The sequence below is a fragment of the Telluria mixta genome (genome assembly GCF_029223865.1).
Taxonomy (GTDB): domain Bacteria; phylum Pseudomonadota; class Gammaproteobacteria; order Burkholderiales; family Burkholderiaceae_D; genus Telluria; species Telluria mixta.
The window spans coordinates 1,587,519-1,601,203 of record NZ_CP119520.1; the positions used below are offsets into that span (position 1 = coordinate 1,587,519).

Annotated in this window: 20 protein-coding genes; 1 reads left to right on the forward strand and 19 read right to left on the reverse strand. The window is 62.3% G+C overall.

From position 1 onward, the window contains the following. Positions 1–149 precede the first annotated feature (149 nt). Positions 150–1,517, reverse strand: a complete 1,368-nt coding sequence (locus P0M04_RS06985) for an ATP-binding protein (RefSeq protein WP_281042387.1) — start codon at positions 1,515–1,517, stop codon at positions 150–152. Beyond that, entirely contained in the window at positions 1,514–2,242 is a 729-nt protein-coding gene (locus P0M04_RS06990) for a response regulator (RefSeq protein ID WP_259448218.1), read from the reverse strand. Before P0M04_RS06990 ends, P0M04_RS06985 begins: the two co-directional genes overlap by 4 nt. A 228-nt stretch (positions 2,243–2,470) precedes the next feature. Here P0M04_RS06990 and P0M04_RS06995 point away from each other — a divergent pair, with 228 nt between their 5' ends. Next, a complete protein-coding gene (locus P0M04_RS06995; protein WP_259448219.1) occupies positions 2,471–2,971 on the forward strand; it encodes a Spy/CpxP family protein refolding chaperone in 501 nt (166 codons plus the stop codon). Positions 2,972–3,076: 105 nt separating this feature from the next. On the opposite strand, the gene dsbD is transcribed toward P0M04_RS06995, so the two are convergent. From dsbD to rplE, 17 genes are all read right to left on the reverse strand, one after another. Continuing rightward, positions 3,077–4,921: a protein-disulfide reductase DsbD gene (gene dsbD, locus P0M04_RS07000; RefSeq protein WP_259448220.1), complete on the reverse strand. Its 1,845-nt coding sequence runs from the start codon at positions 4,919–4,921 to the stop codon at positions 3,077–3,079. Between the two features lie 111 nt (positions 4,922–5,032). Continuing rightward, positions 5,033–5,428 carry a 50S ribosomal protein L17 gene (gene rplQ, locus P0M04_RS07005; RefSeq protein ID WP_259448221.1) on the reverse strand — a complete coding sequence of 132 codons (396 nt, stop codon included), beginning with the start codon at positions 5,426–5,428 and terminating at the stop codon, positions 5,033–5,035. Positions 5,429–5,697: 269 nt separating this feature from the next. Continuing rightward, the gene (locus tag P0M04_RS07010; protein WP_036240374.1) at positions 5,698–6,675 is read right to left on the reverse strand and encodes a DNA-directed RNA polymerase subunit alpha; all 978 of its coding nucleotides are present in this window, start codon (positions 6,673–6,675) and stop codon (positions 5,698–5,700) included. 218 nt (positions 6,676–6,893) lie between these two features. Further along, positions 6,894–7,517, reverse strand: coding sequence for a 30S ribosomal protein S4 (gene rpsD / locus P0M04_RS07015; protein WP_166857994.1), 624 nt, complete (start codon positions 7,515–7,517; stop codon positions 6,894–6,896). 238 nt (positions 7,518–7,755) lie between these two features. After that, positions 7,756–8,160, reverse strand: coding sequence for a 30S ribosomal protein S11 (gene rpsK, locus P0M04_RS07020; protein ID WP_036172227.1), 405 nt, complete (start codon positions 8,158–8,160; stop codon positions 7,756–7,758). 14 nt (positions 8,161–8,174) lie between these two features. After that, positions 8,175–8,540, reverse strand: a complete 366-nt coding sequence (gene rpsM / locus P0M04_RS07025; protein WP_036240369.1) for a 30S ribosomal protein S13 — start codon at positions 8,538–8,540, stop codon at positions 8,175–8,177. 15 nt (positions 8,541–8,555) lie between these two features. Beyond that, complete coding sequence (rpmJ, locus tag P0M04_RS07030) at positions 8,556–8,669, reverse strand: 50S ribosomal protein L36 (RefSeq protein ID WP_005663407.1); 114 nt, start codon at positions 8,667–8,669, stop codon at positions 8,556–8,558. A gap of 37 nt (positions 8,670–8,706) precedes the next feature. Beyond that, a complete protein-coding gene (gene infA / locus P0M04_RS07035; protein ID WP_005663428.1) occupies positions 8,707–8,925 on the reverse strand; it encodes a translation initiation factor IF-1 in 219 nt (72 codons plus the stop codon). Between the two features lie 32 nt (positions 8,926–8,957). After that, on the reverse strand, positions 8,958–10,292 hold the full coding sequence (secY, locus tag P0M04_RS07040) for a preprotein translocase subunit SecY (protein ID WP_259448222.1): 1,335 nt from the start codon (positions 10,290–10,292) through the stop codon (positions 8,958–8,960). A 29-nt stretch (positions 10,293–10,321) separates the two neighbouring features. Further along, on the reverse strand, positions 10,322–10,753 hold the full coding sequence (rplO, locus tag P0M04_RS07045) for a 50S ribosomal protein L15 (protein ID WP_036240364.1): 432 nt from the start codon (positions 10,751–10,753) through the stop codon (positions 10,322–10,324). A gap of 27 nt (positions 10,754–10,780) precedes the next feature. Next, positions 10,781–10,960, reverse strand: coding sequence for a 50S ribosomal protein L30 (gene rpmD, locus P0M04_RS07050; protein WP_036240361.1), 180 nt, complete (start codon positions 10,958–10,960; stop codon positions 10,781–10,783). 11 nt (positions 10,961–10,971) lie between these two features. Beyond that, the gene (gene rpsE / locus P0M04_RS07055) at positions 10,972–11,490 is read right to left on the reverse strand and encodes a 30S ribosomal protein S5 (protein WP_036240359.1); all 519 of its coding nucleotides are present in this window, start codon (positions 11,488–11,490) and stop codon (positions 10,972–10,974) included. 12 nt (positions 11,491–11,502) lie between these two features. Then, positions 11,503–11,865: a 50S ribosomal protein L18 gene (gene rplR, locus P0M04_RS07060; protein ID WP_036240357.1), complete on the reverse strand. Its 363-nt coding sequence runs from the start codon at positions 11,863–11,865 to the stop codon at positions 11,503–11,505. A gap of 12 nt (positions 11,866–11,877) precedes the next feature. After that, on the reverse strand, positions 11,878–12,411 hold the full coding sequence (gene rplF, locus P0M04_RS07065) for a 50S ribosomal protein L6 (protein WP_036240354.1): 534 nt from the start codon (positions 12,409–12,411) through the stop codon (positions 11,878–11,880). Positions 12,412–12,421: 10 nt separating this feature from the next. Continuing rightward, positions 12,422–12,817, reverse strand: coding sequence for a 30S ribosomal protein S8 (rpsH, locus tag P0M04_RS07070; RefSeq protein ID WP_036240352.1), 396 nt, complete (start codon positions 12,815–12,817; stop codon positions 12,422–12,424). Between the two features lie 14 nt (positions 12,818–12,831). Continuing rightward, entirely contained in the window at positions 12,832–13,137 is a 306-nt protein-coding gene (gene rpsN / locus P0M04_RS07075) for a 30S ribosomal protein S14 (RefSeq protein WP_036240351.1), read from the reverse strand. A gap of 4 nt (positions 13,138–13,141) precedes the next feature. Then, on the reverse strand, positions 13,142–13,681 hold the full coding sequence (rplE, locus tag P0M04_RS07080) for a 50S ribosomal protein L5 (protein WP_036240349.1): 540 nt from the start codon (positions 13,679–13,681) through the stop codon (positions 13,142–13,144). Between the last annotated feature and the right edge of the window lie 4 nt (positions 13,682–13,685).

Below are 13,685 nucleotides of genomic sequence, written 5' to 3' on the forward strand. Positions count from 1 at the left end.
TCCACTCCCTGTGCCGCTTGGCGCGGCCTCTCTCTTGTAATATTTTTATGCGATGAGGATGACGCCGGCCGCGAGACCGGGACCTCTCCAGAGATTGTCCCACACGGGTGTAACAGCAATGTTTCTGCCCGTGCGATTTTTCAGCGTGCTTATTTGCCGGGATAAAATTCCGGCAACATCAAAGTCGCTTCGAGCCCGCCTTCCGGATGGTTGGCGAGGCTGATGCTGCCGCCGTGCTGCTCGGCGATGTTGCGGGCGATCGTGAGACCGAGCCCGGTCCCGCCCGATTCGCGCGAGCGCGACGTTTCCACCCGGTAGAACGGGTCGAACACGCGCGCCAGCTCGGCGCCCGGAATGCCGGGGCCGGCGTCGCGGATGCGAATGCGCGCCGCGCCATTGATGCGGTCGACGCTCACCTTGGCCGCGTGGCCGTACTTGACGGCGTTGTCGATCAGGTTGACGAGGCAGCGGCGCAGGTCCATCGGCCGGCCCAGCAGCGCCATGCCGGCGTGGCCCGTCAGGGTCACGCGCTGGCAGCTCTCGGCCGCGTCGGCGACGACGGAATCCAGCAGCGAGTCGAGATCCAGCATCTGCATGGCTTCGTTCGTGTCCATGCTGCGCGCCAGGTCGAGGCCTTCGCGCACCATCGCCTGCATCGCGGACAGGTCGCCGATCAGGCGCTCCTGCAGCTCGGGCTCGCTGACCTTTTCCAGGCGCAGGCGCATGCGCGTGAGCGGCGTCTGCAGGTCGTGCGTGATGGCGGCCAGCATCTGCGTGCGCTGGAAGATGTACTGGCGGATGCGCGCCTGCATCGCGTTGAAGGCGGCACTGGCCTGGCGGATCTCGTCGGCGCCCGTGAGGTCGAGCGGCGGGTGGTTGATGTCGTTGCCGAGGTCTTTCGCCGCCTGCGCCAGCTGCTTCAGCGGCCGCGTCGTCATGCGCGCCACGAGGTAGGCAAGGAAGGCGACGCTGACGAGGAACATCGAGATCGTCCACGTGTAGTCGGTGCGTTGCGGCGACGTGGCCGAGCGCGGCGGCAGCACGGACAACACGAGATCGTCGCCGTCGCGCAGGCGCACGGCGATGCTCTCGCACGTGCCGCGCCACTTCATGCGCAGCAGGCCGAACACGACGGGCTGTTCGCGCGCCGTCGCGCACGCGGCCGGACGCGTGGCCAGCGACCGCATCGCATAGCCTTTGCCCATGCGCGCGGCGAGCGCCTGGGTGAATTCGGAATTGGCCGGGGCGAGCGCGGCCGGGTGGGTCTCGACGTCGGCGAGCTGCATGCCGGGACGGTTGGCCACGTCGAGGTAGGCCTTGCGCGCGGACTCGGGAACGATCTCGGTGGCCATGATGAGCTGCTCGGCCCGGTCGAGGTTGTGCAGGTCGCGGAACTCGTCGATGACGCGCGCGCGCTCGGCGTCGGCCAGCAACTGGGTCAGCGCGGCCGTGAGCAGGATGCCCAGCAGCAGGGTGGCAAACACGCGGCCCGTCATCGAGCCGAGGAAAGCTCTCACGCGCCCGGCTCCACGGTGACCTGGCCGGCCAGCACGTAGCCGCCGTTGCGGACGGTCTTGATGATCTGGGGCATGCGCGCATCCTCGCCCAGCTTCTGGCGCAGGCGGCTGATCTGGATGTCGATCGAGCGGTCGAACGGGTCGGCATCGCGGCCCTGCGTGAGGTTCAGCAGCTGGTCGCGGTTCAGCACGCGGTTCGGGTGCTCCAGGAAGACGCGCAGCAGGCGGAACTCGGCGCCGGACAGCATGATGATCACGCCCTGCGGATTGACGAGGTGGCGCGCGGTGAGGTCGAGCGTCCAGCCCGAGAATTTCATCTGCTGCACGTTCTCGGCCTGCGAGTTCGGCGGCATCGCGTGGCTGCGGCGCAGCACACTGCGGATGCGCGCGAGCAGTTCGCGCGGCTCGAACGGCTTCGGCAGGTAGTCGTCCGCGCCCATTTCGAGGCCGAGGATGCGGTCCAGCGGCTCGCTGCGGGCCGTGAGCATGATGACGGGCATGGTCGAATGCGCGCGCAGCTTGCGGCACAGCGTGAGGCCGTCGTCGCCCGGCAGGTTGAGGTCGAGCACGATCAGGTCCGGGCGCGACTCGTCCAGGAGTTTCCACATGGCGGTGCCGTCGGCCGCGGCAAGCGCGCGGTAGCCGTTCGCTTCCAGGTAATCGGCCAGCAGCGATCGGATATCGCGGTCGTCGTCGACGATCAGGATGGTAGATGGATTGTCCATGTCGCCATTATCGCGACTTGTCCCGGCCCTGAACAGTGACTTTGTATCGGCTTGTATATGGATCTTCCAGGGAAACAAATTGATACAAAGAACGAGAGACGGGAAACGCTGCGCTTACATCTTGCGCCCATGATGGGAACCGTGCGAAGACGACGCGATGCACGCAGATCGGAGCATGATGACAACGTTTGGCCGTTTGCCAACTTTAACCCCTACTAGGAACCTGAGATGAAAACCTATCGCAAACACCTCCTCGCCGCCCTGTCCGCGCTGACTCTCGGCGCTGCCGCACTGGGCGCGCATGCACAGACGACGGACCAGGCCGCACCGCAGGCCCGCCACGGCATGCAGCACCAGAAACTGACCCCGGAACAGCGCGCGCAATTCCGCGCCCAGCGCATCGCCAAGCTGCATGACGCGCTGAAGATCACGCCGGCCCAGGAAAACGCCTGGAACGCGTTCGTGACCTCGATGCAGCCGCCGGCGCGCCAGCAGCACGACCGCGCCGCCTGGGCCAACCTGACGGCGCCGGAACGCATGGCGAAGATGATCGAGCGCCAGAAGCAGCGCACGGCCGCCCTGGAACAGCGCCAGGCGTCGCTGAGCACCTTCTACTCGGTCCTGAGCGCGGACCAGAAGAAGACGTTCGACGAGAAGGCGGCGCATTTTGGCCGCGGCCACGGTGGGCATCGTGGCTGGCAGCAGCGCGGCAACACCGCGCAGGGTTGATCCCTCAAGACCGTCGTTCCCGCGCAGGCGGGAACCCAAGTTTCCGGCTGAGCCACGAACTTGGGCCCCTGCCAAGGCGGACGGCCAGTCCAGGGGCGACGTTGATTACTGCAGCCGGCCGAGCGACCCGAGGAACTTGTTCGCATCCTGATAGCCGATCACCCGGCTATCAGGAATCTCTTTGCCCTGCTTGTCGAACAGGATGATGCCCGGCGGTCCGAACAGCCCGAAGCGCTTGAGCATCGCCCGGTCATCCGCATCGTTGGCCGTCACGTCCACCTGCAGCAGCACCGTGTTCGCCAGCCGCGCCTTGACGGCGGGATCGACGAAGGTCAGCTTTTCCATTTCCTTGCACGACACGCACCAGTCCGCGTAAAAGTCGAGCATCGCCGTGCGGCCGCCGGTCGCGGCCAGCGCCGCGTCGAGCTGGTCGACGGTCTTGATACGCGTGAACGCGAGCGGCTGCGCGGGCGCGCCGCCCGTGAAGCGGGCCAGCGGCGCGAGCGGATCGCGTGCACCGCTGGCCACGCCGACCAGTTGCGTGGCGCCCAGCACGACGCACGCGCCGCCGAGCGCGAGTCCGGCCCAGTGTCCGCGCAGGCCGCGCAGCAGATAGAACCCATAGCCCAGCAGCAGCGCCGCCCACAGGATCATCTGCACGATGCCCGGCAACACGGGCGCGGCCATCCACAAGGCCATCGCCAGCATCAGCACGCCGAAGAAGCGCTTCACCGATTCCATCCACAACCCGGCGCGCGGCAGCAGCGAGCCCGCCGACACGCCCACGAGCAGCAACGGAACGCTCATGCCGATCGCCATCGCGAACAGCGCGGCGCCGCCGATGACGACATCGCGCGTCTGGCTGATGTATACGAGCGCACCCGCCAGCGGCGCGGCCACGCACGGGCCGACGATCAGCGCGGAAATGGCGCCCATCACGAACACGCCGGCGAGCTTGCCGGACGACTGGCGGCCCGAGGCGCTGGACAGCCGCGTCTGCAGCGCTGCGGGAACCTGCAACTGGTAGACGTCGAACATCGACAACGCCATCACGACGATGAGCAGCGCGAAGCCGCCCAGCACCCACGGGTTCTGCAGCGCCGCCGCCAGGCCTTCGCCCAGCAGGCCGGCCGCCACGCCCAGCGCCGTGTAGACGATCGCCATCCCGAACGAGTACGCGAGCGACAGCACGAAGCCGCGCGTGCGGTGCACTTCTTTTCCTTCACCCACGATGATCGACGACAGGATCGGCACCATCGGCAGCACGCACGGCGTGAACGCGAGGCCCAGGCCCAGCAGGATGAACGCGGGGACGATGGCCAGCAGGCGGCCGCCCTGCAGCAGGGACGCGATGCCGGACAGTTCGGACGGTGCGGCCGGTTTCACGGGCGCGCTGGGTGCGGGCGCGGCCGGGGTGTCGACCTGCGGCGCAGGCTGGGCAGCCTGTCCAGGGAAATTAAAACCGCCGCCGCCCTGCCCCGGCGCGACACTCATCTGCGGTTCGGTGCCGCCGGCACCCGGCGTGAGCTGGACCGATGCATCCTGCGGCGGATAGCACAGGCCCTTGTCGGCGCAGCCCTGGCCAGTGGCCGTCAGCGTGAACGGGCCGGTGGCGTCGACCGGGATGCGGATCTCGACGCCGTTGTGATAGGTCTCGACGTTCTTCTGGAACGTATCGTCGTACTTGATCTTGCCCGGCGGGATGACGGGCTCGCCCAGCTTCGCGCCTGTCGCGTTGAAACGGAAGCGCTCGCGGTACATGTAGTAGCCGTCGGCGATCGCGTAATTGACGACGACCGTGTGCGCATCAAGCATGCGCGCGGAGAACTTGAATGCCTGTTCAGGCGGCAGGAAGTCGTCGTCGGCGTGGGCGGGCGGGACGAAGGCGAGGCAGGCCAACAGCCATGCGGCCAGCAGTCGCGCTATCGACAGGGAAAAAGATCGGGACATGGTCGGAATATTGGTTCAACGCATCAGCATGGTACACCGGGTGCGCGTCGTTCGCTGCGGGCGAAAAAAAACCAGGCCGCAGCCTGGTTTTTCATGATGCTTGAACCGCGATTACTCGGCGGTCGGCGCGTCTTCAGCCGAGGTGACTTCCGGACGGTCGACCAGCTCGACGAAGGCCATCGGGGCGTTGTCGCCAACGCGGAAGCCCATCTTCAGGATGCGGATGTAGCCGCCCGGACGCGCGTTGTAGCGCGGGCCGATTTCGGCGAACAGCTTCTGGACGATTTCGCGGTCACGCAGGCGGGCGAATGCCAGGCGCTTGTTGGCCAGGGTGTCGCTCTTGCCCAGGGTGATGATCGGCTCGACGACTTTGCGCAGTTCCTTGGCTTTCGGCAGGGTGGTCTTGATCGCTTCGTGACGCAGCAGCGAAACGGTCATGTTGCGCAGCATGGCGAGGCGGTGGGACGAGGTACGGTTCAGCTTGCGAAGGCCGTGACGGTGACGCATGGTATTTCCTTTCGAGTTAAGTTTAAATCCGAGCTCTTCGATCGCCTTCATTAAGGCGCGGGCCGGTTCAGATCGAAAACGTCTGGTACAACATGTCTCAGACGGTACAGCAACTACAAACTTCAGCAGACCACTACAGCATCAGGGTCCCGAGAAACCGTAGCGAGCGGGCTCAGTTTCGTTCGAGAAGCACAGCCGTACTTACGGTACGGCGAGCATCGCAGGACGAAAATGTGCACGCGCAGTAGGTTTATCGGGATCCCCCCCGATTACTTTTCCAGACCTGCGGGCGGCCAGTTTTCCAGCTTCATGCCCAGGGTCAGACCACGGGAAGCCAGGACTTCCTTGATCTCGTTCAGCGACTTGCGGCCCAGGTTCGGCGTCTTCAGCAGTTCGTTTTCCGAACGCTGGATCAGGTCGCCGATGTAGTAGATGTTCTCGGCCTTCAGGCAGTTTGCCGAACGGACGGTCAGCTCCAGGTCGTCGACCGGACGCAGCAGGATCGGATCGACCAGCGGAGCACGCGACGGTGCTTCGGCGGCGGCTTCCGTGCCTTCCAGGGCGGCGAACACGTTCAACTGGTCGACCAGGACGCGGGCCGACTGGCGGATCGCTTCTTCCGGCGTGATGACGCCGTTGGTCTCGATGTTGATGATCAGCTTGTCGAGGTCGGTACGCTGTTCGACACGGGCCGATTCCACGGCGTACGACACGCGGCGGACCGGCGAGAACGATGCGTCCAGGATGATGCGGCCGATGGTCTTGTTCGTGTCTTCCGACAGGCGGCGCACGTTACCCGGCACATAGCCGCGGCCTTTTTCGACCTTGATCTGCATGTCCAGCTTGCCGCCGGCGGTCAGATGGGCGATCACGTGTTCCGGGTTGATCAGTTCCACGTCATGCGGCAGGTCGATGTCCGATGCCAGGACCGGGCCTTCGCCTTCCTTCTTCAGGGTCAGCGTCACGGAGTCACGGTTGTGCACCTTGAACACGACGCCCTTCAGGTTCAGCAGCAGGTCGACAACGTCTTCCTGCACACCGTCCAGCGACGAGTACTCGTGCACGACGCCGGCGATCGTCACTTCGGTCGGCGCGTAGCCGATCATCGACGACAGCAGGACGCGGCGCAGCGCGTTACCCAGCGTGTGGCCATAACCACGTTCGAACGGTTCCATCACGACTTTCGCGTGGCCGGCGCCGAGCGTTTCGACATCGATAATACGTGGCTTCAACAAACTATTTTGCATGAGTGTCCTCTTCAATACCCTCGGCTCGTTACACCGATAAGGCTGATGGCATCAGTAGTAGAAACGCCTGCTTCTTCGAGCAGGCGGTATGGCGAATTCGGTGTTGCCCGTCATTCCCGCGAAAGCGGGAATCCATACGTCGCCGGCTCGAGAGCCTCAGCATGGATCCCCGCTTTCGCGGGGACGACTTCGGCGCGGGATGACCGCGCCAAAGTCGATTAACGCGAGTACAGTTCGACGATCAGCGCTTCGTTGACGTCGGCAGCGATCTCGTTACGCTCCGGATAGGCGCGGAAGGTTGCTTCCATCTTCTTGGCGTCAACCGACACCCAGCTCGGGAAACCAACTTGCTCGGCCAGCGACAGGGCTTCGACGATACGGGTCTGCTTCTTGGCCTTTTCGCGGACAGCGACGACGTCGCCGGTCTTGACCTGGTACGACGCGATGTTCACGACGTTGCCGTTCACGGTCAGGGCCTTGTGGCTGACCAGCTGACGTGCTTCAGCGCGGGTCGAGCCGAAGCCCATGCGGTAGACGACGTTGTCCAGACGCGATTCCAGCAGCTTCAGCAGGGTCTCACCGGTGTTGCCCTTGCGGCGCGACGCTTCGGCGAAGTAGCGGCGGAACTGACGCTCCAGCACGCCGTAGATACGCTTGACCTTCTGCTTTTCGCGCAGCTGGTTGCCGTAGTCCGACGTACGCTGGCCCGACTTGACGCCGTGCTGGCCAGGTTTGACGTCCAGTTTGCACTTGGAGTCGAGCGAGCGGCGTGCGCTCTTCAGGAACAGGTCGGTGCCTTCACGGCGCGACAGTTTTGCTTTAGGTCCGATATAACGTGCCACGTTAAACTTCCTTTGTTTGAATGATCACACCCCGGATGTAGCCAGTGCTACAACAGGCGCTAGTCCAGTTCTTCGATGAGACCGGACGTGGCTTACAAAAACCTCATGGCCAGGACGGCCCGAGGCGACAATAGCCGGGCAGTATAACCCATTTCGGGGTTAACTGCACCGGCGATTCTTTACACCACGGCGTGTGGCGCATCAATGCTGCGACAGGCGGCGAACCGCCCGGGCAACATTAGATACGACGACGCTTCGGCGGACGGCAGCCGTTGTGCGGAACCGGCGTCACGTCCTGGATCTCGGTGATCTTGATACCCAGGTTGTTCAGCGCGCGCACAGCCGATTCACGGCCCGGGCCCGGGCCCTTGATGCGCACTTCCAGGTTCTTCACGCCGTATTCCTGAGCGACCTTGCCTGCAGCTTCAGCTGCGACCTGAGCCGCAAACGGGGTCGATTTACGCGAACCCTTGAAGCCTGCGCCGCCGGACGTCGCCCACGACAGGGCGTTGCCCTGACGATCGGTGATCGTGATGATGGTGTTGTTGAACGATGCGTGGACGTGTGCGATGCCTTCGGCGACGTTCTTTTTGACTTTCTTGCGGATGCGGGCTGCAGCCGCCGAGCTTTGTTGCTTAGCCATGGTCAGTTCCTAGATTATTTCTTGAGCGATTGAGCTGCCTTGCGCGGGCCCTTGCGGGTACGTGCATTGGTACGGGTGCGTTGACCGCGGACCGGCAGGCCCTTGCGGTGACGCATACCGCGGTAGCAGCCCAGGTCCATCAGACGCTTGATGCTCATGGACAGCTCACGGCGCAGGTCGCCCTCGACCACGAACTTGCCGACTGCGTCACGCAGCTTTTCCAGCTCGTTGTCGTCCAGGTCCTTGACCTTCTTGTTGGTCGCAACGCCGGTCGATTCGCAGATCTGCTTCGAGCGGGTACGGCCGATACCATAGATCGCCGTCAGGCCGATGACGGTGTGCTGGTGATTGGGGACGTTGACCCCTGCAATACGTGCCATTCGATATTCCTCGTATTAACCTTGACGCTGCTTGTGACGCGGCTCGACGCAGATCACACGGACCACGCCCTTGCGCTTGATGATCTTGCAGTTGCGGCAGATCCGCTTGACTGAAGCGTTAACTTTCATTTTGCACTCTCTTCCAGATTCGATAACTTGATTAGTTTTACTTGGTGCGGAACACGATGCGGGCCCGGGACAAGTCGTAAGGGGTCAGTTCCACCGTTACCTTGTCACCCGGAAGAATGCGGATGTAATTCATTCGCATTTTACCCGAGATATGTCCAAGCACCACGTGCCCGTTTTCCAGCTTCACGCGAAAGGTCGCGTTCGGGAGATTCTCGAGAATCTCCCCTTGCATTTGGATGACGTCGTCTTTTGCCATTCGGTCTATTCACTCCTGGGGGCGCCCGCCGCTTAACGCGACGGCATCCCGCCCTTGAAATTAGCCTTGCGCAGCAGCGACTCATATTGCTGCGACATGACGTAGTTCTGCACCTGCGCCATGAAATCCATCGTGACGACCACGATGATCAGGAGCGAGGTTCCGCCGAAGTAGAAAGGAACTTTCCACTGGCTCTGGAAGAACTCCGGCACCAGGCAAACCAGCGTGATATAGACCGCACCGGCCAGGGTCAGGCGCATCAGGATCTTGTCGATGTAGCGTGCGGTCTGCTCGCCCGGACGGATGCCCGGTACAAACGCGCCGCTCTTCTTCAAGTTGTCCGCCGTTTCCTTGCTGTTGAATACCAGCGCCGTGTAGAAGAAGCAGAAGAACACGATGGCCACCGCATACAGCAACGCGTGGATCGGTTCGCCTGGGCTCAGCGAGGCAGCGAGATCTTTCAAGAACCCGACGAACGGATTATTGACATCTTTACCACGCGTAAACCAGTCGACGATCGTGGCCGGGAACAGGATGATCGACGAAGCGAAGATCGGCGGGATCACACCAGCCATATTCAGCTTCAGCGGCAGGTGGCTCGTCTGGCCACCATAAATCTTGTTACCGACCTGGCGTTTCGCGTAATTCACCAGGATCTTGCGCTGGCCGCGTTCGACGAACACGACAGCGTAAGTCACCAGGGCTACCAGAATCACGATGATGATCGCGGAGAAGCTACCGATCGAACCGTTCGACACCAGAGTGAACAAGCCACTCAGCGCGCCCGGCAGACCAGCTGCGATACCGGCAAAAATGATGATCGAGATACCGTTGCCAAGACCACGCTCGGTGATCTGCTCGCCCAGCCACATGAGGAACATGGTGCCGGTCAGCAGGGTCACGACGGTCACGAAGCGGAAGCCGATGCCCGGATCGAGCACGAGGCCTTGCTGCGCCTCGAGCGCGACGGCGATACCGAACGCCTGGAACAGAGCCAGCACGACCGTGAAGTAACGGGTGTACTGGGTGATCTTGCGGCGGCCGGCCTCGCCCTCTTTCTTCAGTGCCTCCATCTGCGGCGAGACGATCGACACCAGCTGCATGATGATCGAAGCCGAAATGTACGGCGTGATGCCAAGTGCGAACACGGCAAAACGAGACAGGGCACCACCGGAGAACATGTTGAACATGCCGAGGATGCCGCCCTCGTTCTGCTTGAACAGCTGGGCCATGGCGACCGGATCAATCCCGGGGACCGGGATATGAGCTCCGATACGGTACACGACCAATGCGCCAAGCAAGAACCACAACCGGCCCCAGGGGAAACCGGATGCAGCACTTTTACCAAGTTGTGAATTAGTCGCCAATTTTTGCTCCGATCAGGCAGCGGTCGCGTTTAGGCGACCGAGCCGCCAGCTGCTTCGATCGCTGCTTTCGCGCCAGCGGTTGCCTTGATGCCTTTCAGGTTCACCGCTTTGGTGATTTCGCCCGACAGGATCACGCGCACGTCGCGAGCGACGACCGGCAGCACGCCGGCTTGCTTGAGCACCAGGACGTCGACGTCGGCGACGGCCAGGTTGTTCAGGTCCGACAGACGCACTTCAGCCTTGAACGTAGCGTTCAGCGACTTGAAGCCGCGCTTCGGCAGACGGCGCTGCAGAGGCATCTGACCGCCTTCGAAGCCGACTTTGTGGAAGCCGCCCGAACGCGATTTCTGACCCTTGTGGCCGCGGCCGGCGGTCTTGCCCAGGCCCGAGCCGATACCGCGACCGACGCGGCGCTTGGCGTGTTTCGCGCCTTCAGCGGGTTGGATGGTATTGAGTTGCATTATTTTCTCCGTTGACCAAGCCGCAGCTTAGTCGACAATTTTCACGAGGTAGTTGACCTTGTTGATCATGCCGCGGATCGCCGGGGTGTCCTGCAGCTCGGAAACCGAGTTGACACGACGCAGACCCAGACCGCGCACGGTGGCGCGGTGATCCTGGCGGGTACCGATCAGGCCTTTGACCAGCTTGACTTTGATGGTGTTTGCCATAATTGTTCCCCTTAACCCAGGATCTCTTCCACCGACTTGCCGCGCTTGGCAGCGATGTCGGCCGGAGTGCTCATTTTTGCCAGACCGTCGAGGGTCGCGCGAACCAGGTTGTACGGGTTCGACGAACCGGTCGACTTGGCGACGACGTCGGTCACGCCCATGACTTCGAAGATTGCGCGCATTGCGCCGCCTGCGATCACGCCGGTACCCGGCTTGGCCGGCGACATCATCACGTACGACGCGCCGTGGCGGCCGGTGACGCTGTGCTGCAGCGTGCCGTTCTTGAGGGGCACCTTGATCAGGTTGCGGCGGGCTTCTTCCATCGCTTTCTGCACGCCGACCGGAACTTCCTTCGACTTGCCTTTGCCCATGCCGATGCGGCCATCGCCGTCACCGACAACGGTCAGCGCTGCAAAACCCATGATACGACCACCCTTGACCACTTTGGTCACGCGGTTGATCGCGATCATTTTCTCGCGCATGCCATCATCCGGCTTGTCGCTTGCCATTTTCGCTTGCATTTTTGCCATGACGATTCTTCCTTAGAACTTCAGACCAGCTTCGCGCGCGGCTTCTGCCAGCGCCTTCACACGGCCGTGGTAACGGAAACCCGAACGGTCGAATGCGACTTCGGTGATCCCTGCTTTCAGTGCTTTTTCTGCGACGCGCTTGCCAACCAGTGCGGCTGCAGCGGCGTTGCCGCCCGCACCCGACTTGCCGCCCAGCTCGGCGCGCACTTCTGCTTCCAGCGTCGAAGCCGAAACCAGGACCTTCGCATCCGGGCTGATCAGGTTCGCATAGATGTGCAGGTTGGTGCGGTGCACCGACAGGCGGTTCACGCCCAACTGCGCGATCTTGATGCGGGTTTGGCGTCCGCGACGCAGACGCGATTCTTTCTTGTCCATCGTCAGCTCCGATTATTTCTTCTTGGTTTCTTTAAGCTTCACCACTTCGTCCGCATAACGGACACCCTTGCCTTTGTACGGCTCAGGCGAGCGGTAAGCGCGCACTTCTGCGGCAACCTGGCCGACCTTTTGACGGTCGATACCCTTGATCAGGATCTCGGTCGGGGTCGGGGTCGCTGCGGTGACGCCTTCCGGCATCGCGTGCAGCACAGGGTGCGAGAAGCCCAGCGACAGGTTCAGGGCGTTGCCTTGCACGGCGGCCTTGTAACCCACGCCGACCAGGGTCAGGCGCTTTTCGAAACCTTTGGTGACACCGGTCACCATGTTGTTCACCAGAGCACGCAGGGTGCCCGACATGGCGTTCGATTCGCGGGAATCGTCGATCACGTCGAACGACAGCGTGCCGTTGTTGTTTTCCACTTTGACCAGACCGTTCAGCGGCTGGGTCAGGGTGCCCAGCGGGCCCTTGACGGTGATCGACGACGCGTTGATCGCGACATCGGTACCGGCCGGGACGGCGATTGGCATCTTAGCTACTCGAGACATCGTCTACTCCTTAAGCCACGTAGCAAATCACTTCGCCACCGACACCGGTAGCGCGTGCTTTGCGGTCGGTCATCACACCCTTCGGGGTCGAGACGATCGCCACGCCCAGGCCGTTCATGACCTGAGGGATCTCGTCTTTGCCCTTGTAGATGCGCAGGCCAGGACGGGAGACGCGCTCGATGCGCTCGATGACCGGACGGCCGACGTAGTACTTCAAACCGATTTTCAGTTCAGCCTTGCCACCTTCGGTGGACACGGCGTAATCTTCGATGTAACCCTCATCCTTCAGGACGTTGGCAATCGCAACCTTCAGCTTCGACGACGGCATTTCGACGGTGGTCTTCTGCACGCCTTGCGCGTTGCGAATACGGGTCAGCATATCGGCGATAGGATCGCTCATACTCATTGCTTGTTCTCCTATTACCAGCTAGCTTTGGTCATACCCGGGATTTCGCCTTTCATGGCGAATTCGCGGAGTTTGGTACGGGCCAGACCGAATTTACGGAAAGTGCCACGGGGACGGCCGGTCATGGCGCAGCGGTTACGCTGGCGAGTCGGCGCCGAGTTACGCGGCAGGGCCTGCAGCTTCAGGCGTGCTTCGTAACGCTCTTCTTCGGTCTTCGACTGGTCGTCGATGATTGCTTTCAGAGCGGCACGCTTTGCGGCGAATTTCTCCACCAGGTCTGCACGCTTCTGTTCGCGGTTAATCAGTGCAAGTTTTGCCATGTTCTTAGTTCCGGAACGGGAATTTGAATGCGGCGAGCAGCGCTTTGGCTTCTTCGTCGGTCTTAGCGGTCGTGGTGATCGAGATGTTCATGCCACGCAGCGCATCGATCTTGTCGTAATCGATTTCCGGGAAGATGATCTGCTCTTTGACGCCGATGTTGTAGTTGCCGCGACCATCGAACGATTTGCCGCTGACGCCACGGAAGTCACGCACGCGCGGCAGGGCCACGGTGATGAAACGGTCCAGGAATTCGTACATGCGGGCGCCACGCAGGGTCACCATCGTGCCGATCGGGTAGCCTTCGCGGATCTTGAAACCTGCGATTGCCTTGCGAGCCTTGGTCACGACCGGCTTCTGGCCAGCGATCTTCGTCAGGTCGCCGGTTGCGTGCTCGATGATCTTCTTGTCGGCGACAGCTTCCGACAGACCCATGTTCAGGGTGATCTTGGTCAGGCGCGGCACTTCCATCACCGACTTGTAACCGAATTTTTCGGTCAGTTCGGCAACGACTTTGTCTTTATAAACTTGTTGGAGACGGGCCATTTCT

Coding starts and splice junctions, on each gene's coding strand:
- P0M04_RS06990 (WP_259448218.1), bottom strand. CDS start 2,242: ATGGACAATCCATCTACCATCCTGATCGTCGACGACGACCGCGATATC.
- P0M04_RS06995 (WP_259448219.1), top strand. CDS start 2,471: ATGAAAACCTATCGCAAACACCTCCTCGCCGCCCTGTCCGCGCTGACT.
- dsbD (WP_259448220.1), bottom strand. CDS start 4,921: ATGTCCCGATCTTTTTCCCTGTCGATAGCGCGACTGCTGGCCGCATGG.
- rplQ (WP_259448221.1), bottom strand. CDS start 5,428: ATGCGTCACCGTCACGGCCTTCGCAAGCTGAACCGTACCTCGTCCCAC.
- P0M04_RS07010 (WP_036240374.1), bottom strand. CDS start 6,675: ATGCAAAATAGTTTGTTGAAGCCACGTATTATCGATGTCGAAACGCTC.
- rpsK (WP_036172227.1), bottom strand. CDS start 8,160: ATGGCTAAGCAACAAAGCTCGGCGGCTGCAGCCCGCATCCGCAAGAAA.
- rpsM (WP_036240369.1), bottom strand. CDS start 8,540: ATGGCACGTATTGCAGGGGTCAACGTCCCCAATCACCAGCACACCGTC.
- rpmJ (WP_005663407.1), bottom strand. CDS start 8,669: ATGAAAGTTAACGCTTCAGTCAAGCGGATCTGCCGCAACTGCAAGATC.
- infA (WP_005663428.1), bottom strand. CDS start 8,925: ATGGCAAAAGACGACGTCATCCAAATGCAAGGGGAGATTCTCGAGAAT.
- rplO (WP_036240364.1), bottom strand. CDS start 10,753: ATGCAACTCAATACCATCCAACCCGCTGAAGGCGCGAAACACGCCAAG.
- rpmD (WP_036240361.1), bottom strand. CDS start 10,960: ATGGCAAACACCATCAAAGTCAAGCTGGTCAAAGGCCTGATCGGTACC.
- rpsE (WP_036240359.1), bottom strand. CDS start 11,490: ATGGCAAAAATGCAAGCGAAAATGGCAAGCGACAAGCCGGATGATGGC.
- rplR (WP_036240357.1), bottom strand. CDS start 11,865: ATGGACAAGAAAGAATCGCGTCTGCGTCGCGGACGCCAAACCCGCATC.
- rplF (WP_036240354.1), bottom strand. CDS start 12,411: ATGTCTCGAGTAGCTAAGATGCCAATCGCCGTCCCGGCCGGTACCGAT.
- rpsH (WP_036240352.1), bottom strand. CDS start 12,817: ATGAGTATGAGCGATCCTATCGCCGATATGCTGACCCGTATTCGCAAC.
- rpsN (WP_036240351.1), bottom strand. CDS start 13,137: ATGGCAAAACTTGCACTGATTAACCGCGAACAGAAGCGTGCAGACCTG.
- rplE (WP_036240349.1), bottom strand. CDS start 13,681: ATGGCCCGTCTCCAACAAGTTTATAAAGACAAAGTCGTTGCCGAACTG.